This window comes from Alcaligenes sp., assembly GCF_050255915.1.
GTDB classification, from domain to species: Bacteria; Pseudomonadota; Gammaproteobacteria; order Burkholderiales; family Burkholderiaceae_B; genus Alcaligenes; species Alcaligenes aquatilis.
This window is the reverse complement of record NZ_JBFWIQ010000001.1, coordinates 414,229-432,748: the sequence shown is the minus strand read 5'-3', so window position 1 is coordinate 432,748 and position 18,520 is coordinate 414,229. Positions and strand designations below refer to the sequence as shown.

At 56.1% G+C, this 18,520-nt stretch carries 14 protein-coding genes and 2 tRNA genes; 4 read left to right on the top strand and 12 right to left on the bottom strand.

Annotation, left to right across the window (positions count from 1 at the left end; translation table 11 throughout):
- Nucleotide 1: 1 nt before the first annotated feature.
- The 5 genes from infB to scpB form a co-directional block, all read right to left on the bottom strand.
- Nucleotides 2-3,070: a translation initiation factor IF-2 gene (gene infB, locus AB7E06_RS01915; protein ID WP_427954880.1), complete on the bottom strand. Its 3,069-nt coding sequence runs from the start codon at nt 3,068-3,070 to the stop codon at nt 2-4.
- Nucleotides 3,071-3,137: 67 nt separating this feature from the next.
- On the bottom strand, nt 3,138-4,622 hold the full coding sequence (nusA, locus tag AB7E06_RS01910; RefSeq protein WP_108727906.1) for a transcription termination factor NusA: 1,485 nt from the start codon (nt 4,620-4,622) through the stop codon (nt 3,138-3,140).
- Nucleotides 4,619-5,110 (bottom strand): ribosome maturation factor RimP, encoded by a 492-nt coding sequence (rimP, locus tag AB7E06_RS01905; protein ID WP_094195988.1) that lies wholly within the window; start codon nt 5,108-5,110, stop codon nt 4,619-4,621. The genes nusA and rimP overlap by 4 nt, the downstream gene beginning before the upstream one ends.
- A gap of 324 nt (nt 5,111-5,434) precedes the next feature.
- Nucleotides 5,435-7,261 (bottom strand): 23S rRNA pseudouridine(2605) synthase RluB, encoded by a 1,827-nt coding sequence (gene rluB / locus AB7E06_RS01900; RefSeq protein WP_427954877.1) that lies wholly within the window; start codon nt 7,259-7,261, stop codon nt 5,435-5,437.
- 2 nt (nt 7,262-7,263) lie between these two features.
- Nucleotides 7,264-8,193, bottom strand: coding sequence for an SMC-Scp complex subunit ScpB (gene scpB / locus AB7E06_RS01895; protein WP_427954875.1), 930 nt, complete (start codon nt 8,191-8,193; stop codon nt 7,264-7,266).
- Nucleotides 8,194-8,325: 132 nt separating this feature from the next.
- Here scpB and AB7E06_RS01890 point away from each other — a divergent pair.
- Together AB7E06_RS01890 and AB7E06_RS01885 are read left to right on the top strand one after the other, a co-directional pair.
- Nucleotides 8,326-8,402: transfer RNA gene (locus AB7E06_RS01890), tRNA-Met, on the top strand.
- A 796-nt stretch (nt 8,403-9,198) separates the two neighbouring features.
- Nucleotides 9,199-9,275: transfer RNA gene (locus AB7E06_RS01885), tRNA-Met, on the top strand.
- A 216-nt stretch (nt 9,276-9,491) separates the two neighbouring features.
- Here AB7E06_RS01885 and AB7E06_RS01880 read toward each other — a convergent pair.
- On the bottom strand, nt 9,492-10,457 hold the full coding sequence (locus tag AB7E06_RS01880; protein ID WP_427954873.1) for a hypothetical protein: 966 nt from the start codon (nt 10,455-10,457) through the stop codon (nt 9,492-9,494).
- A 129-nt stretch (nt 10,458-10,586) separates the two neighbouring features.
- Here AB7E06_RS01880 and AB7E06_RS01875 point away from each other — a divergent pair, with 129 nt between their 5' ends.
- Nucleotides 10,587-11,729, top strand: coding sequence for a GNAT family N-acetyltransferase (locus tag AB7E06_RS01875; RefSeq protein ID WP_230019158.1), 1,143 nt, complete (start codon nt 10,587-10,589; stop codon nt 11,727-11,729).
- Nucleotides 11,730-11,734: 5 nt separating this feature from the next.
- On the opposite strand, the gene phaR is transcribed toward AB7E06_RS01875, so the two are convergent.
- The 5 genes from phaR to AB7E06_RS01850 form a co-directional block, all read right to left on the bottom strand.
- Nucleotides 11,735-12,277: a polyhydroxyalkanoate synthesis repressor PhaR gene (phaR, locus tag AB7E06_RS01870; RefSeq protein WP_094195972.1), complete on the bottom strand. Its 543-nt coding sequence runs from the start codon at nt 12,275-12,277 to the stop codon at nt 11,735-11,737.
- A gap of 59 nt (nt 12,278-12,336) precedes the next feature.
- On the bottom strand, nt 12,337-13,074 hold the full coding sequence (phbB, locus tag AB7E06_RS01865) for an acetoacetyl-CoA reductase (RefSeq protein ID WP_009457629.1): 738 nt from the start codon (nt 13,072-13,074) through the stop codon (nt 12,337-12,339).
- Nucleotides 13,075-13,200: 126 nt separating this feature from the next.
- The gene (locus tag AB7E06_RS01860; protein WP_108727909.1) at nt 13,201-14,832 is read right to left on the bottom strand and encodes a PHA/PHB synthase family protein; all 1,632 of its coding nucleotides are present in this window, start codon (nt 14,830-14,832) and stop codon (nt 13,201-13,203) included.
- Nucleotides 14,833-14,975: 143 nt separating this feature from the next.
- Nucleotides 14,976-15,743: a peptidoglycan editing factor PgeF gene (pgeF, locus tag AB7E06_RS01855; RefSeq protein WP_094195970.1), complete on the bottom strand. Its 768-nt coding sequence runs from the start codon at nt 15,741-15,743 to the stop codon at nt 14,976-14,978.
- Nucleotides 15,725-16,690, bottom strand: coding sequence for an RluA family pseudouridine synthase (locus AB7E06_RS01850; RefSeq protein WP_125276929.1), 966 nt, complete (start codon nt 16,688-16,690; stop codon nt 15,725-15,727). Before AB7E06_RS01850 ends, pgeF begins: the two co-directional genes overlap by 19 nt.
- 95 nt (nt 16,691-16,785) lie before the next feature.
- On the opposite strand from AB7E06_RS01850, the gene AB7E06_RS01845 reads away from it, so the two are divergent.
- Complete coding sequence (locus tag AB7E06_RS01845; protein ID WP_199827906.1) at nt 16,786-17,583, top strand: outer membrane protein assembly factor BamD; 798 nt, start codon at nt 16,786-16,788, stop codon at nt 17,581-17,583.
- A gap of 253 nt (nt 17,584-17,836) precedes the next feature.
- Here AB7E06_RS01845 and AB7E06_RS01840 read toward each other — a convergent pair whose 3' ends face one another.
- Complete coding sequence (locus AB7E06_RS01840; RefSeq protein WP_108727911.1) at nt 17,837-18,520, bottom strand: TetR/AcrR family transcriptional regulator; 684 nt, start codon at nt 18,518-18,520, stop codon at nt 17,837-17,839.

The following is an 18,520-nucleotide window of genomic DNA, read 5'->3' as shown; positions in this document are numbered from 1 at the left end:
ATTACAGTGTCCGGGCGATCTCTTTGATCTCGAAGATCTCAAGCTGGTCGCCCACTTGGATGTCGTTGTTGCCACGCAGTGTGATACCGCAATCGAAGCCGGAACGCACTTCCTTGACATCGTCCTTGAAGCGGCGCAGGGAATCCAGGTAGCCACTCCAATGCACCACGTTGTTGCGCAGCAAGCGAACTTGCGAGTCGCGACGGACCACGCCTTCGGTAACCATACACCCGGCGATGTTACCAATACGTGACACGTTGTAGACTTCGCGAATTTCAACCATGCCGATGACTTCTTCGCGCTGCTCGGGAGCCAGCATGCCGGACAGAGCCGCTTTGACCTCGTCCACCGCATCGTAAATGATGTTGTAGTAACGCAGATCAATGCCGTTGGCTTCGGCCAGTTTCTTGGCGCTTTGCTCGGCACGGACGTTAAAGCCGATTACCACCGCGTTCGATGCAATAGCCAGGTTGACGTCGCTCTCGGAGATGCCACCCACAGCCGCGTGTACCACCACCACGCGCACTTCGTCGGTAGACAACTTGACCAGCGACTGCACCAGAGCTTCTTGCGAACCTTGCACGTCGGTTTTGATGATCAGCGACAGGGTTTGCGTACCTTCACCCAGGTTGTCGAACATGGACTCCAGCTTGGCGGCCTGTTGACGCGACAGTTTCACATCACGGAACTTGCCTTGACGGAACAGGGCGATCTCACGGGCCTTACGCTCGTCAGCCATCACAACCAGTTCGTCACCCGCTGCTGGCACTTCGGTCAGACCCTGGATTTCCACTGGAATCGATGGGCCAGCCGAGTTCAGCGACTTGCCGGTTTCGTTCAACATGGCGCGAACGCGACCAAAGGAAGCGCCAACCAGTACGCTGTCACCGCGGTTCAAGGTACCGCTTTGCACCAGAATGGTGGCCACTGGACCGCGACCCTTGTCCAGACGGGCCTCGATCACTGTACCCTTGGCAGGCGCATCAATCGGAGCCTTCAACTCCAGCATTTCCGCTTGCAACAGGACGTTTTCCAGCAACTCGTCGATGCCCTGGCCGCTCTTGGCCGACACAGGAATAAAGGGCACATCGCCACCGTATTCTTCGGGCACCACTTCCTCGGCTACCAGCTCTTGCTTGACGCGCTCTGGGTTAGCTTCGGGCTTGTCGATCTTGTTGATCGCCACCACCAGTGGCACGCCAGCGGCGCGAGCGTGGTGAATGGCTTCACGAGTCTGAGGCATCACGCCGTCATCTGCAGCCACCACCAAAATCACGATGTCCGTAGCCTTGGTACCGCGAGCACGCATGGCCGTAAAGGCTTCGTGACCGGGGGTATCCAGGAAAGTGGCGGTGCCGCGATCCGTTTTCACGTTGTAAGCACCGATGTGCTGCGTAATACCACCGGCTTCGCCCGACGCGATCTTGGCGCGACGGATGTAGTCCAGCAGCGACGTTTTACCGTGGTCAACGTGACCCATCACGGTTACCACTGGAGCACGAGGCTTCAGTTCAGCATCGTTTTGGGCATCCGTATCCACCAGGAAGGCTTCAGGATCGTCCAGCTTGGCGGCAATGGCCTTGTGACCCAGCTCTTCGACCAAAATCATGGCCGTTTCCTGATCCAGCACCTGGTTGATGGTGACCATCTGACCCAGTTTCATCAGGTGCTTGATCACCTCGGCTGCCTTGACGGCCATACGGTGAGCCAGGTCGCTGACCGAAATGGTTTCAGGCACGTGTACTTCACGGGCAATGAATTCTGCCACTTGTGGTTCGCGACGCTCGGCCTGAGCATTGCGGCCACCACGGCCACCCTTGCCACGGCCTGCCTTGGCGTTGGCTTTCCAGCCTTCACGACCACCACCGGCACCGGCGGAGGCCACATCAGCCTTGGAAGGCTGCTTCTTGCGGCTGGCATCGCTGGTCCAGCCAGGCGTACTGTCAGTCTTGACGGGTTTGCCTGGAACCTTCTCAGCCTTGGCGCCTTTGACCTCTTTTTTCTGAGCGCCCTTGGCACCTGCCTTGCTATCAGCCTCTGGCTCGGGAGCACGCAAGACTTTACGAGGACGGTTCAACATATCGCGCAACGCAGCGGCTTCTGCCTCTGCTGCCTTACGGGCGCGATCACGATCCTGGTCTTGCTCCACATCGGCGGCAACAGGAGGAATCACCGGGCCACGCACGGCACGGCGCTGGCTATTGGTGGCCATATCCCGAGGTTTTCCAGTCGAAGTGGGCGTTTTTGTCCCTTGAGGGTGCTGATTTTTATTCACAGAGTTAGCTTGACGGGCGTCGTTCACAGATTTAGTAGGTTCCACAGGCTTTTCTTGGGCCGTAGGAGAGGGAGCCGATTCGACCCTTTCCTGAACAGGCTCTGCAGCGGCTTCGGAGGGTTCCGATGCCGCAGGGGCTTGTTCCTGAGGCTGGGGCTCGGGTTGGCTTGGGTTTTCCTGCGCAGCCACAACGGGCTCTGCAGGAGCAGCAGGTTCGGGCGCGGGCTCAACAACAGGAGTCGGCTCAGGAGCGGCGACCACCTCGGGCTCAGGCTCTGGCTCAGGCTCTGGCTTGGGCTCAGGCTTGGACTCGACAGGGGCTTGCTCTTGCACAGGGGTCTCGGGAGCGGCGACCACAGGAGCCACGGGCTCGCTGACAGGCGCGGCGGGCGCCTGTTCAACAGCCGGCTTTTCCTGACTGGCCGCTTGGGCCTGAGCAGCTTGCTCCTTTGCATTTTCCTGTGCCAATGCCGCATTGGCTTCTGCCACCAGCTCGGAGGGATCACGCTTTACAAACACACGTTTTTTGCGTGTTTCCACCTGAATCGTGCGGGAACGACCCGACCCGTCATCCTGACGGATCTCCGATGTTTGACGACGAGTCAGGGTGATCTTCTGACCTTCCTGACTGCCGTGCGAGCGGCGCAACGATTCAAGCAGCTTCGCCTTATCCGAATCAGTGATGGCGTCATCAACTGATTTGAGCTCAATACCTGCGCTACGCAACTGCTCCAGCAGAACATTCGCAGGCATTTTCAGTTCTTGAGCGAACTGGGCGACAGTGTTACTCGACATTCGACTCTCTCTTGCTTTACTACAACTATTCTTAATGAATACAACGCGCGGGACCTAGCTAGACATATCAGGCCTCGTCGTCAAACCAGTGGGCACGGGCACGCATGATCAGGTCGCTGGCTGCATCTTGCGCCAGGCCGGTCATCTCGGACAGTTCGTCCGTTGCCAGTTCCGCCAGTTCATCCAGCGTTGTAATCTCGTTTTCAGCCAGTACGGCGATCAGCTCGGGCGTCATGCCCTCGATTCCTGCCAGTTCCTTGACCGCGGTCTGTACCAATTCTTCCTTGGCAATGGCCTCGCTCAGCAGTGCATTGCGGGCGCGGGCACGCAGCTCGTTGACGGTTTCCTCGTCAAAGGCCTCGATATCCTGCAATTCCTGCATAGGCACGTAAGCGATTTCCTCCAAACCGGTAAACCCTTCGTCGATCAGAATATCGGCCACGGCTTCGTCCACATCCAGACGGGACATGAACATGGCGCGCAATTCTTCGCGCTCTTCATCCTGTCGGTTGCGGCTTTCTTCCGGTGTCATGATGTTGATCTGCCAGCCGGTCAACTCCGATGCCAGACGCACGTTCTGACCACGCGAACCAATCGCCTTGGGCAGATTTTCTTCGTCTACCACCACGTCCATGGCGTGTTTGTCTTCGTCCACCAAAATGGATTCGACATGTGCCGGAGCCAAGGCACCGATCACAAACTCGGCCGGATCATCGGCCCACAACACGATATCGACCTGTTCGCCGCCCAGCTCGTTACGCACGGCAGTAACGCGCGAACCTCGCATGCCCACGCAAGTACCGATAGGATCGATACGCTTGTCGTAAGCAATAACGGCGATCTTGGCACGCACACCCGCATCACGGGCAGCGGCCTTGATTTCCAGCAGACCCTGTTCGATCTCGGGTACTTCGTTCTCGAACAGTTCTTTAATAAAGTCAGGAGCGGTACGCGACAAGATGACCTGTTGGCCACGAGCGGCGTAATCCACTTTCTGTACCCAGGCACGAACGCGATCGCCCACACGGATATTTTCCTTGGGGATCATTTCCGAACGAGGCAAACGCGCCTCGATCTTGCCCATTTCGATAATGGCATCGCCCTTATCCATGCGCTTGACCGTACCGGAAACAATCGTTTCACCGCGCTCCAGGAAGTCGTTCAGAACCTGCTCGCGCTCGGCGTCGCGGATTTTTTGCAAAATGGCCTGTTTGGCCGCCTGGGCACCGATACGACCGAACTCGATAGGTTCGAGCGGCTCTTCGATGTAATCGTCCACTTGCAGCTCGGGATCGATTTCCTGGGCGTCCGACAACATTTCCTGTTTATCGGGCTCTTGCAGGCCGGCCTCGTCGGGCACGACCAACCAACGCCGGAACCCTTCGTGGGCGCCGGTCTCCCTGTCGATTTCCACACGGATATCGACATCCTCTTTGAAGCGCTTTTTCATGGCCGAGGCCAGGGCGCTTTCGAGCGCGGTGAACACGACATCACGCGCTACGGATTTTTCACGCGCCAGCGCATCGACCAGCAATAGAATTTCGCGACTCATCGCTTCTTACCCTTGAAATCAAGAACGGGATCCAATTTGGCACGATCCACCTGGTCATAGGTGAATTCGACCTGCGTCAGCTTGCCCGATGCTTCGTCCAGTTCCAGCCTAAAAACGGTATCCAGCGGAACACTAGTCGGTAGCGCCCCTTCAGGAGCGTGGAGCGTACCCACAAACACTTTCCGATTATCGAGTGCTTCGTGCAGGCGCACCTGCACCCGACTGCCCGCAAAACGCACGTAATCACCAATGCGCAGCAAGGGGCGATCTATCCCCGGCGAAGTCACTTCCATGCGGTTATAGTCCACGTTTTCCACTTCGAAAACGCGCGATAATTGTTTAGACACCCATTCACAGTGTTCGATACGCACCCCTTCCGGGTGATCAATGACGATGCGTAACAAGCCTAGCGGCGCACGCTCCACGTCCACCAGTTCGTACTCGGTACCCGCCAGGGTCTCTTGTGCCAAAGCCAGAATGTCTGCCATAAAATCCAAAAAAAATGGGCTGTACGCCAGCCCATGGTCACCATGCTCACTTGAGGGTCAAGCGGGCCCTGGTCTTGCGCATTGCCAACGTCAAACTCGGGATAGTTGCAGGCGCAACCGAACCGGATGATCCACGCGGTCTTTTCTTTGAAAGACCGCCCTATTCGCTGGCGCGCAGCATCAAAAAAGACCCAGCCGACACAAACGTCTCTGAGCCAAGTTCTATATTCTACCAGAAAACCGGAAAATACGTGCATTCACACGGCCTTACAGGCCCAAACCGCAGGGTTTGGGCCACAAACTCAAAGTCCGCGCGACTTGGCTTTACCGACGCCCGCGTCCCAGGTGGGACTCATGAGCGGCCGAGCCGGCTGGCTGCCAGTCATCATCACGACGGCTGACACGGCGCACCACTGTTGTTTTCTTCACATGTGCCTTAGGCGCTTGCCCGGCACCGGCGCGATCGGAAGTACTGCGACGGGCCGAAGGCGCACGCCCCTCCTGGCCTCCGCGAGCCTGGCCACGGGCTTGCTCATTACGCCCCGGTTCACCGCGCGCCTGATCGCCACGCGCTGGGCGGCGGCCATTGTGTACGCGCGCACCTTCCTGCGAACGCCCCTCGCGACCGCGGCCTTCGTGTGCACGCCCCTCTGAAGAGCGCCCTTCTGCCGAACGACCGCGCTGCTGACCACGAACACCCTGCCCGCTGCGCGCAGTACCACGCCCTTGACCACCGTGCTCACGACGACCACCATCGGGATGACCATTGGCCAAACCACCGCTGATGAACAAGGCGCCGCTGACGGACTCATTCACACGTACATTGTTCGAGGAGCGACCGCGACCTGCCACACGACCACCACGGCCCATGCGAGCACCGCTCAGGCCGTTATGCTCCAGCGTACCGAAGCCGGGGGGCAAGGCACTGTCATGAGACAGAGGCTGGCGTTCGCGACGCTGGTGACCACCCTCGTCATCCGATTCTTTCACCAAACCCAGACGCAGCATAAATGCCATCACCACATCAGCGTCCAACTCCTCCCAACGACCACGGCGCAAGTTCTTAGGCAGGCCCACATCACCAAAACGTGTCCGGATCAAACGGCTAACCGTCACACCCATCGCCTCAAACATACGACGCACTTCGCGGTTACGACCTTCGTGGATCGTGACGCGATACCAACGATTGCTGCCCTCGCCTCCCAGGAACTCGATCAGGCCGAACTTGGCCACGCCGTCTTCCAACTGCACGCCATCACGCATGGACTGCATTTGCTCTTCGCTGAGTTCGCCCAGAACACGTACTGCGTATTCACGTTCGGCGCCGTAGCGTGGATGCATCATGCGATTAGCAATATCGCCCGAGGTAGTAAAAATCAACAAACCCTCAGTATTCAGATCCAGACGACCGACGGACAACCACTTGCCCACTTTCAGAGACGGCAGGCGACCGAACACCGTGGCGCGACCTTCGGGATCATCGTGCGTCACGATTTCCCCAGCAGGCTTGTGATACAGAATCACGCGTGGGGGGCGCTTGGTGTTGGCACGATTGATCAACTGACCATTAATACGCACTTTGTCGTCTGCGCTGACACGTTGCCCGATATGAGCAGGCTCGCCATTGACAGAGACACGGCCCGCAACAATCAGCTCTTCCATATCGCGGCGCGAACCAATACCAGCCTCAGCCAGCACTTTGTGCAATTTGGGCTGCACCAAATCGCTACCCATGTATTTACCCAGACGCTGCGACAGACGATTTTGCTTGTCCAGGTGGCTGAATGCGATGTCATCATCACCATCCAGAATCACAACTGGTGCCTCGTCAGCCGCGTTTGAATAGCGAGCATCCTGAGCGCTGCCAGGGCGCTTGCCGGCGCCACCGCGTGCATCTTGGCGACGACCCGCCGGCGCAGGTTTGCGTCGATTATTCTGTGAGCGGGCCGGACGGGCTTTGGCCTCGTCTGGAGCGGTCGCCAAAGCCTGTTCATTCTGGCGAGGAGCAGACTCTTGTGCTGCATCGCCACGACGGCGGCGAAACGGGGTGCGCAACTTACGCCCTTGGCCTTTCGCGCGGGGATTCTTGGGGTCGGCCGCGCCTGAGGCGTCCGACGTAGAGGCTGTGTTCGTCTCGTGCGAATCAGTCATTTTTAATCATTTACTCCAGAGTTTTTTATTTCATCCGGTACCTGTACATCCGATAGGCCAGCCGCAGCCTGGGCCTCATCCACGGGGTCCGGTGTCGTATTCACTTCAGCTTGTTCAGTTTGTGGCAGCTCCGCATCTGAAACTGCCCCAAGCAAATTGTCCTGACTGCCTGACTTGGAATCCGCTTCGGACCCCAGCTCAAGCTGAGCAACAGAAGCCTGCAGCGGCTCCATACTCACTTCCAAAGCAGCGTCCTGTTCTGCTTCTTGTTCTATTTCTTGCCCTGCCTCAGAACCAGCCTGCTGCGTTGCCACAGATGCAAACGCTTGCTCTGCAGCCTGCTGTGCCGCCTGCTCCCGGCTCTGATCCTGATGATCTTCACCCTGCTGATGATCCAGCCCTTGATCCGATGCATTGCCCTGCTCTGCCGTCGCAGCCGCTTGCTCGCTGGGCAAGGACGACAGCACATCCAGGGAATCCAGAGCTTCAACTGCGGGCAACTCATCCAAAGAACGCAGCCCCAGATCATTCAAAAACTGACGGGTCGTTCCCAGCAATGCCGGGCGTCCGGGTGCGTCACGATAGCCCAGAACTTCAATCCAGCCCCGATCTTCCAGGGTACGCACAATTTGAGTCGACACACTAACACCACGTATGTCCTCAATGTCCCCACGGGTAACAGGTTGCCGCCAAGCAATAATCGCCAAGGTTTCCAGCACGGCCCGCGAATACTTGGGCGCGCGCTCCAGACTAAGACGGGACAAAAATACTTGCATGGCCGGGCGACTTTGAAAGCGCCAACCCGAGGCAACCTGAACCAATTCCAGGCCACGCTCTTTCCAATCCAGTTGCAAGATAGCCAGATAACGGCGCAGATCATCCGCGCTCAGCGGCGGGGAGACAAACATTTTGCGCAACTCGGCGCTGTTCATGGGCTGCTGCGCACACAGCAAAGCCGTCTCCAGGACTCGGATTATTTCACTTTCAGTCACTACTGGGAAGCCTCACTTTCTGGCGATACTTGCATAAAACAAAAATTCCATGTTAGTATTTATCTTTTCCGGCGCGGGGTGGAGCAGCATGGTAGCTCGTCGGGCTCATAACCCGAAGGTCGTAGGTTCAAATCCTGCCCCCGCAACCATCATCCGGAACTGCTTAGCAGAATCAAACAAGCCAGCCAATTCGCGCTGGCTTTTTTGTTGCCCGCCGTTTTGGTCTTCAATCTTGCGCTCGGCGCAGTCCAGCGCCAGAACACGCAGACCAGCCTTCAACACCGTAGCAAAAATCACAAGCACTGCATGCATCCGAATCGCCACCGAGCTTTGTACCGGAGCGGACGCGCACGCAAACACACCGCCCTGGCCAACGCCAGAAACAGCAGCATTAAACGCAATTAAAAATTTTGTGTAAGCACACATGCTGATGATGAGTATGTCCGCAAGCCCTATCGGACTGGATTTGAATTGGCGCTTCTGAGATTTACAGGGCGCGAAAACAGCACAACAACATTTGGGGCAATAACTGATCGGGGCAATGCAGGTCTATAGTGTCAAATGCCAACATCAAGGCACCAACAGACCACCGCAGGGGTTATCGATTGCCTAAACCTGAAGCAAAGCCAGAAACAGAGAAATTCGTTTTGCCGGGACATCCCGCCTAGTAGGGGAGCCGACTGCTATCACAGCTAGATGCCAGCCAATACGAGCTGGTCGCTATACAGGGAGCCGCTTGCGCGTTTGAGCTTTTAGAAATGCCAGTCCGGCTGAACCTGTAAGCACAGTCTGTATTACACCATTGCGACCGGCAAGACGCAAGAAAATTGAGGGCCGTTTTATCCTGCCCTCATGCCCTTCCCAGTAGCCATCGGCAAATATTAATGAAATAAACAAGCCACACTATGTACATAATCAAAAACTATGTTATAGTTACTTTTCTGACGCGGGGTGGAGCAGCATGGTAGCTCGTCGGGCTCATAACCCGAAGGTCGTAGGTTCAAATCCTGCCCCCGCAACCAAATTTAAAAAACCGTCGCTTATGCGGCGGTTTTTTTTCGTCCTGCTCCAAGGTGCTCGCCTGATCAGGCGTTGCTGCTTGCGACACGTTAAGCGACATGGCCTGGATACGTTCAGTCCTCCCAAGCCATACCTATAGCTTGAACAGCGCTCACACGGCTAATCACAAAAGCCGGAAGAGAACCTCCGGCCCCTAAAAACCCCGTGCTTGACGTCAACTAATTCGATGCCTCTGCTCGGCCAAGGCGGAACAAATGCAAACCATAGCGCAAATGATCACGCAACCAGACATAGGCTGCAGGAACCTGTCCTGTATCAAATCTGGCTTGTAAGCTCAGGCCAGCTAATAATTTACGCGCTTGATCAACAGACACGCCAGGCTCCAGGCGTACCACTGGCCAGGAGGGATCCATGTTCATCTCCAACGACAAGCGCCCATGGGGTGCGGGCAGTTGGGCGATGAATGCCAGCAAAGCATCACGACTGTCTCGATCCGCCACCGAATCGGGCATCAGTTGCACCGCACTGCGTGCTGCCAACAAGGCCTTTTCAATAGCGGGGCGCGGGTCCTCGTGCATACTCATGCTCAAGACCACTGCGGGCATGACCATGAACTGGATCAGATTTTGATTATCCAGATACAGATTCAGGCTTTTAAGCTCCGCCTGTTCAAGATCGTCTGCCCCCAAGGCGCGCCCTACTGCAGACTCAACACCAAACTGAGCCTGAACACGAACCTCCCTCAGGTGCTGGCTACGCAATCGCGCTTGCTCCAGAGACAATTGCGCTGACGCTGAGTCCCACTTGTAGGCAAGGGAGAAATCCATCGGCTTTGCCTGTAGACGCATAATGTAATCTTGCCCTGGCAGCAGCCCGGTCAGAACATAGATCCCGCTTATTCTTAAATCCATGGAATCAGGAATCTCTTGCTGCTCAGAATAGGAGGCTAATCCCTCATCGCGCAACACCAGCTCGTCAAAAGCCAACAGCATGGACGAAAAACCAGCCGACCACTGCCCATTCTGAACTCGACAAGCTCCATCCTCATCCTGCATCTGCAACTCATCACCAGATTGCGGCTGCAAAGCGACATAATTACGCAAATACTCACAAGCCGGCCCCGCTTGAACCGAACTGGCCAGCACCATCGCGCTGCCCAACATCAAGGCAATCTTTTTCTTCATGAACCCCTCGTAGTGGGCAAGCGCCGGCAACCCTGCCAAACAAGCCTTCCCTTTGCATGAAACGCTGGCTAGTATACAAAGCCGTCAGGGCCTATGCCCTACTCCTGTTTCAAGATAGGCCCCACTGCTATGGTCAGCACTGAACCGATCCAGTTTTCACTTTGCACCCAACTGAACAAGCTCGACTCAGCAAGCTGGGATGCGCTATCGGGTCATCACCTCTTGCTCCGCCATGCCTTTCTAAGGTCGTTGGACGACGCTGGCTGCGTTACCCCACAAACAGGCTGGTCACCGCATTACCTGTTGATGCATCGTGGACAGACGCTGTGTGGCGCCGTGCCCCTGTATCTGAAACACCATTCCCGGGGAGAATATGTGTTTGACCAAGGCTGGGCTCAGGCCTATCAACGTCACGGCCTGGACTATTACCCCAAGCTCTTGTGCGCCATCCCTTTTACGCCCGTCAGTGGCCCGCGTCTTTTGGCTCACTCTCATGAAGATCGGGTTCTGCTGGCCCGACAACTGATTCAACTGACACAGAACAATCAGTTGTCCTCCGTGCATGTGCTCTTTCCCAATCCGGACGACAGGCAAGCTCTGGAGCAGGCTGGCTTCATGATTCGCCATGATGTGCAATTTCACTGGCAGAACCAGGACTACGCCAGCTACGAGGACTTTCTAGCTTCGCTGACCCAGCAAAAGCGCAAAAAAATGCGACAGGACAGCCGCAAGGTGTACGAACAAGGCCTGTCCTTTGAACACAAGCAGGGTCAAGAAATTAGCGAACAAAATCTGGACTACTTTTACCAGTGCTACGCCAACACCTACCAAGAGCGCGGGCAACATCCTTATCTAAACCGGGATTTCTTTGCCCGCCTGCACGAGCAGTTACCCGAATCCCTGGTATTGATTCTGGCACAACAACATGGACAAGAAGTCGCCTGCGCCCTGTCGCTACGGGACGGACACACGCTTTATGGACGTTACTGGGGCTGTACCCGCTACGTGCCTGGCCTGCACTTTGAGACCTGCTACAACCAGGCAATCCAGTTTTGCATTACACAGCAACTGCGTGTTTTTGAAGGTGGCGCTCAAGGCGAGCACAAGCTCTCGCGTGGCTTGTTGCCCACGCCCACCAGCTCGGCACACTGGATTGCAGATCCTCGCTTTGCCCACGCCATTGAAGCGTTTGTGCATGAAGAAGCGGGCCATGTGGCCCGCTATCAGGAAACTCTCAGCAGCCATACCCCGTTTAAAACGCTGGCAGGCTAAAAAAATCAGTCTTTCTTGTCTTTGCCCGGTGGCACAAAGGGAAAGACCGAGAACATCTGCCGAGTCTGATCCTGCATCTGGTCCTGCATCTGCACGAACAGATTCTTGCTTTGGTCGATGTAGCTGTTCATGACGGTTTGCATCACAGGGGCCTGTAGGCTCATGAATTGCGCCCAGGCCTCGGGGCCGAACTGCCCGCCATACACGCCCTTGGACTGTTCGGTCATGCGCTCCTGAATTTCCATGAAAGCCTGAATGTTTTTTTCCAGATACGAGCCCATGACCCCCTGCATGGCATTGCCATAAAAGCGGATGATCTGCATCAGCACCGGAGTGGAAAACATCGGGATACCCCCGCTTTCTTCCTCAAGAATGATCTGCAGCAAAATACTGCGCGTCAGGTCCTCGCCGCTTTTGGCATCGACGACCGCGAACTCCTCGCCTGACAGAACCAGTTGCTTGACATCGACCATCGTGATGTAAGCACTGGCCTGTGTATCGTACAAGCGACGATTGGGGTATTTCTTGATGAGTCGAGGGGATCCCATGCTGGTGCTTACTTCCTAATCAATAAAACAAAAACACGCGCTATACACTGCAACAAGCCTTAGCTCATGTGCAAGCCACCGTTCAGGGAGAAATCCGCGCCAGTGGCAAAGCCGGAATCACCCGAGGCCAGCCAAGCGACCATAGACCCGATTTCATCGGGCGTGCCCAAGCGCCCCACCGGAATGGTAGCCACGATTTTCTCCAGCACATCGGGACGAATCGCGCGGACCATGTCCGTACCAATATAACCGGGGGAAATAGTATTGACCGTCACCCCCTTATTGGCAACCTCCTGAGCCAGGGCCATGGTAAAGCCGTGGATCCCGGCTTTGGCCGTCGAGTAGTTGGTCTGGCCAAATTGCCCTTTTTGCCCGTTCACCGAACTGATGTTGATGATGCGGCCCCATTGGCGCTCTACCATGCCATCAATCACTTGTTTGGTCACGTTGAACAAGCTATTCAGGTTGGTGTCGATCACTGCGCGCCAATCTTCCTGGCTCATTTTACGGAAGGTTCCGTCGCGTGTAATCCCGGCATTATTGACCAGCACATCGACACGGCCAAAATCGGCAAATACTTTTTTAAAGGTCTCGACGGTCGAATCCCAGTCTGCCACGTTGCCCACCGAAGCATGAAATGTGTAGCCCAGCTCGGCTTGCTCGCCCAACCATTTCTGAAAATCACGGTTGGGGCCACAACCTGCAATTACGGTAAACCCGTCTTTGGCCAGGCGCTGACAAATGACTGTCCCTATCCCTCCCATACCACCAGTTACGTAAGCTACTTTGCTGCTCATATCCATCTCCTGAAAGGGGTGACAACGCTCGAATCCCTGTGCCGGCCCGGGCAATGAAAAAGCCTGGCGTCGGGATCAAGGAAGCAGGCTGATTACCCTGCTCCCGAAACCTGAAAAACTGAAGAATTAACTGGCGCGCACTTTCACATAACTGCCGGGCGCCTCTTCCAGCACGGGATAACGCGCATGGCCCAATCGACGTTTTGCGCGACGCCGTGAGCCCGACAAGGGCGCAAGCCAAGCAATCCAGTCCGACCACCAGCTACCGGGTACGGACTGAGCCCGTTCCATATACTGCTGGGCATCCAGCGTGGCGACCGGCTCGCCGTCTTGCAGCACCCAATAATTACGACGCTGCTTGGCAGGCGGATTGATCACGCCCGCAATATGGCCAGACGCTCCCAACACAAACCGATGCTGGGCCGCCGGCAATGCCCGCAAGGACGCATAGGCAGACTGCCAGGGCACGATATGGTCATCTTTGGAGCCATACAGGTACACAGGCAAATCGAGCTGACTCAGATCGGCACGGTGCTCTCCCACGGGGACGCCCCCCTTCTGAATCAGGCGATTTTCCAGATAGGTATTACGCAAATACCAGGTAAAGAAAGGACCGGGCAAATGGGTGCCGTCGGAATTCCAGTACAGCAGATCAAATGCAGGCGGTTTTTTGCCCTGCAAGTAATTGCTGTTCACATAGTTCCAAACCAGCTCGGCGGGGCGCAAGAAAGAAAAGGTACTGGCCAGTTCGCGGGCATTGAGCAAACCGCCCTGCCCCAACTGCCACTCCCGAAACGCGACCTGTGCCTCGTCGATGAAGACGTTCAGCATACCCACGTCAGTAAAGTCCAACATGGTGGTCAACAAGGTCATGGAAGCGGCCGGATCCTGGCCTTTATTGCGCGCCAGTGCCAAGGCACTGGCCAGCAAGGTGCCGCCAATACAAAAGCCCAGCGTATTGATTTTTTCCTGTCCCGACAGTTCCTGGCTGACGCGAATCGCCTCCAGCACGCCTTGCTCCAGATAGTCCTGCCAGCTCAGGGCATGGATATGGGCTGCATCGTTCGGCTGGGGATTGCGCCAGGACATCAGATACACCGTCAGCCCCTGATCCAGGGCATGGCGTACGAACGAGTTCTCGGGTTGCAAGTCCAGAATGTAGAACTTGTTAATACACGGGGGCACGATCAGCAAAGGCACGGCATGCACCATGCTGGTGGTGGGTGAGTACTGAATCAGCTGGAAAATATCATTCTGGAACACCACGGCACCTGCAGTGGTGCCCACGTTTTGCCCCAACTGAAACTGGCTTTCATCCGTTTGGGTCATGCGCCCCTTTTGCCAGTCATCCATAAAGTTGGACATGCCTTCCAGCACCGACTGGCCGCCCGTATCCATCATGGTTTGTAGAGCCTGGGGGTTGAGCATCAAGTAATTGCTGGGCGACATGGCCTCGGCCCACTGCATCATGGAAAAGCTCAGACGCTCCCGCTGTGCGGTGTCCAGCTCCATCAGGTCCAGCATCTCGTTCATGGCCTGAACGCTAAGCTGCCAGACATGGGCATTGAACAAGGCGGTAGGATTACGCTGCCAGGCGGCATCCGCAAACCGACGATCCTGCGGGGCAGGCAAGGCTCCCCGTTGAGCCTGGTCCCACAGCTCCTGCCACTGCTGCATGTAACGAGCCTGGAGTTCAGCACAGCCGGTAGCATCCATCGGTTTGCCAAAACCTTGAAAAGCACTGTTATTACTCGACATCTGCCACCTGTAAACGAATTGCAAATACGCTTAGAGCATGACGTTCGTCACAAAGGCAGTCAATTGGGGTAATTAATTAGGCTGGCGCGCCAATAGACGGAATTAAAAATTCCATATGGTATTTAAAAACGAGCAAAAAACCGTTAACGCGGGTTCAGGCGAGCAATCGTGGCTTGTCGGCCAGTCAACGGCGAGCGCCGATAAGAATAAAACAAATCATTATCTTGAAACGTGCACAGGCCACTTAAATGCACAGTTATTTTTCCGGGGCTCAATTTTTCCAATCGGTGGCGTGCAATACCGGGCAAATCCGCCTGCCATTTTCCAGGGCGCTTTCCCCGAATAAAAAAGGCGGCCAATTCAGGCTCGTCCAGAACATAGGCATCAAAGACCTCCTGCCCGACTTCGAAGTGCTCCTGGCTAATCGCCGGCCCAATCCAGGCTTGCCAGGATTGCGCTTGGGGACAACGGGCGGCCATCGCCTGCCAGGTATTTTCCAAGACTCCGGCTTGCAGCCCACGCCAACCGGCATGGGCCACACCGAGCACCTGGGCTTGCTCATCCCAAATGACAACCGGCAGGCAATCCGCCGTCAAGATGGCCAAAGTGCGATCCCGGCGCGTGGTGATAGCGGCATCAAACTGCCTGGGCACGGCAGGCAGGACCTCCTGATCCGCATCCAGCACGTCTGTACCATGTACCTGTGCCAACCAGATGGGCTCCGCACTCAAAAAGTCCGCAAGCCGCTGCCGATTGACCTGCACCCGCTGCGGATCATCGCCGGTATTCAAGCCCAGGTTCAGGCTGTCGCGCTCGTCCTGACTGACGCCACCGGCCCGAGTCGTACAAAAATAAAGCAGCCCCGCTTGTGCGGGGCCGCTAACCGTAGAAATCAACGTTGAGTGTGCCATTCAATAGACTCTACAACAGACTGATAATCAGCCGGTGGCTCTGCCGAGAAGCTGCGGCGCTCGCCCGTATCGGGATCTTCAAACTCCAGCACGTGCGCATGCAGCATTTGACGCTGTGCCCCCGCAACCACGCGGCCACCATAGAGGGTATCGGCCAGCAGGGGATGCTTGATCGAACTGAGATGGACACGAATCTGGTGGGTACGCCCTGTCTCCAGTCGGCAAGCCACTTCGGTGACCGCTTCTTCACCCACATAACCCTGACGCAACATTTGATAATGCGTTACGGCATGCTTGGGGGCAACGGATGGTCCAGTGCTCATGCGCACTGGCACGCGCAAATCGCGTCCAATTGGCTCATCTACCGAGCCCTGGCCCGGCAAGACACCATGGACCAACGCCAGATACTGGCGTCCCATGCTACGCTCTTGCAGTTGTCGGACAAAGTGAGTTTGTGCGACTTCTGTGCGAGCCACCACCAGCAAGCCGGAAGTGTCTTTGTCCAGCCGGTGTACAACACCGGCACGGGGCACCTGTCGCAAAGTGGGAAAGCGAAACAGCAAACCATTGAGCAAGGTGCCGCGCCAGTTACCCGCGCCAGGGTGCGTGACCAGACCGACTGGCTTGTTTACCACCAGCCAGGAGTCACTTTGAGCCACAATCTCGAAGTCCACGTCATCGGGCTCAAAAGCCATGTCTTCTGGGGCCTGTTGCTCCCAGACCAGCACGGTATCACCGGGGTAAACCGTATGCTTGACCTTGACGGCCTGGCCGTTGACGAGAACATGCCCGCTCTCGACCCAGGACTGTAGACGGCTGCGCGAATGCTGAGGCAGTAACCGCGCTAAAGTCTTGTCCAGACGATCGGGAGACGCAGTGATGGGAAGGATAAAACGCAGTGCGTCGGAAGAAACAACACTATCTTTTTCAGTATCTGTGTCAGGCATGGCGACAAATCATATAATTGAGCAGCAATGCTAACACCAAGGACGCTTTTGTGACTCGCCTGAACCTGAACTTGCCACGTATTCGTGGTACCAAGCTGGCCCAAGTAGCCGCATTAATGCTGGCTGCCACTTTGCTTGCTGGCTGCGGCACTACCAAAAAAGAAGTTGACCCCACCTCGGGTTGGACCGCCGAGCGTTTGTATAAAGACGCCCGTGAAGAAATGTCGGCCGGCAACTGGAAAGACGCGCGTACCCGCCTGGAAGCCGTCGAGTCCCGCTACCCCTTCGGCACATATGCACAGCAATCGCTGATCGACCAGGCTTACATTAACTGGAAAGACGAAGAGCCTGGCAAAGCCCTGGCCGCTATTGACCGCTTCCAGAAGCAGTACCCCAGCCACCCCGGCACCGACTATATGCTGTACCTGAAAGGACTGATCTCTTTTACGCCTCCTAGCGCTGCCCTGTCCAACATTACCCAGCAGGACCCCAGCGAGCGTGACCCTAAAGGTCTGCGTGAATCCTACGAAGCCTTTAACGATCTGCTGCAACGCTACCCCGACAGCCGATACGCACCCGATGCCGCCAAACGTTTAACCTGGCTGGTCAGCACCATCGCTCAGAACGAAGTACATGTGGCCGAGTACTACTACAAACGTGGCGCCTACGTTGCCGCTGTTAACCGTGCCCAAACCGTTATTACGGACTTCAAGGGTGTGCCCATCGCCGAACGTGCGCTGTACCTGATGTACCTGTCTTACGACAAGATGGGCCAGACCGAGTTGCGCGACACCACCAAACGCGTGATGGACCAAAACTTCCCTGACTCAAAATACTTCACGGAAGGCTTGGATACCAAGGTTAACTACTGGAACCCCATCAACTGGTTCTAAGCCTTGCAGCAAAGCAGCACAAGATGATACGGACTGCCTTTGTGAAGCGGCAATAAAACGTCTCACTGAACGCAGTCCCAAAAAGGGCCGAATCCTCTTCAGGATTCGGCCCTTTTAGTTTCCCGACTTCAAACTGATATTCCTTGGCAACTCGCTTTGCCCTGCTCCTCAGAGCAAGAACTATCAGTCAGGACGCTCCTTCCTCTGTGGCCCCCTAGGCACGCCTGACGCCCACCGGCTCCAGAGCATCCAACTATCCCACCACTTTCTTGGCATTGTCCTTTTGCACGCTATACATGCGCTCTGCAAAAGCCTTGGCCTTGGCCGGATCCAAAGGCTGGCCACCCAAGATCTTCATGGTGTCATTCAAATACACCATACGATCTTCCAGATTTTCCTGCAGGCCAATCAAGTAATAGCCAATCTGACAAAAGTACGTTGTCCGTGCTCGGGTCTGAGCTTCTATCTGTTCCAACCCCATACGCTGAAAGAAATTAGCCAAGGCATTCATGCAAGCCTTGTCCGCCCGCGCTACCGCCTGACGCACCCGCTCGGAGCGCCTTGCCCAATCACGCATGGCCATATCCAGACCCGGTTCGAAACGGGACACGTCCAGCCAGGTGGAGAACAGGGACAACATGCCATCTTGCAAATTGTCCACATTCTCTAGCGCCAGCATGGTAGAGCGCATATTCTTTTGCTCCCAAAAACCGACCAGCCCATCAAGCAGATCGTCCCTGTCCTTGAAATGCCAATAAAAACTTCCCCGTGTGACGGCCATGACCTGGGCCAGACGGGTGATGCGCACCGCCTCCACACCTTCTTGCATAAACAAGCGAATGGCGGCCTCCAGCCAATCCGCCCGCGTCAAATGCACATTAGGCTCGCTCAACGCCCCGGCTTGGGCCACACGTTCAATCAATTCCTTATCGCTCAT

Coding starts and splice junctions, on each gene's coding strand:
- nusA (WP_108727906.1), bottom strand. CDS start 4,622: ATGAGTCGCGAAATTCTATTGCTGGTCGATGCGCTGGCGCGTGAAAAA.
- rimP (WP_094195988.1), bottom strand. CDS start 5,110: ATGGCAGACATTCTGGCTTTGGCACAAGAGACCCTGGCGGGTACCGAG.
- phaR (WP_094195972.1), bottom strand. CDS start 12,277: ATGGGATCCCCTCGACTCATCAAGAAATACCCCAATCGTCGCTTGTAC.
- AB7E06_RS01880 (WP_427954873.1), bottom strand. CDS start 10,457: ATGAAGAAAAAGATTGCCTTGATGTTGGGCAGCGCGATGGTGCTGGCC.
- AB7E06_RS01860 (WP_108727909.1), bottom strand. CDS start 14,832: ATGTCGAGTAATAACAGTGCTTTTCAAGGTTTTGGCAAACCGATGGAT.
- scpB (WP_427954875.1), bottom strand. CDS start 8,193: ATGAACAGCGCCGAGTTGCGCAAAATGTTTGTCTCCCCGCCGCTGAGC.
- AB7E06_RS01850 (WP_125276929.1), bottom strand. CDS start 16,690: ATGCCTGACACAGATACTGAAAAAGATAGTGTTGTTTCTTCCGACGCA.
- pgeF (WP_094195970.1), bottom strand. CDS start 15,743: ATGGCACACTCAACGTTGATTTCTACGGTTAGCGGCCCCGCACAAGCG.
- rluB (WP_427954877.1), bottom strand. CDS start 7,261: ATGACTGATTCGCACGAGACGAACACAGCCTCTACGTCGGACGCCTCA.
- AB7E06_RS01875 (WP_230019158.1), top strand. CDS start 10,587: ATGGTCAGCACTGAACCGATCCAGTTTTCACTTTGCACCCAACTGAAC.
- infB (WP_427954880.1), bottom strand. CDS start 3,070: ATGTCGAGTAACACTGTCGCCCAGTTCGCTCAAGAACTGAAAATGCCT.
- phbB (WP_009457629.1), bottom strand. CDS start 13,074: ATGAGCAGCAAAGTAGCTTACGTAACTGGTGGTATGGGAGGGATAGGG.
- AB7E06_RS01840 (WP_108727911.1), bottom strand. CDS start 18,520: ATGAGCGATAAGGAATTGATTGAACGTGTGGCCCAAGCCGGGGCGTTG.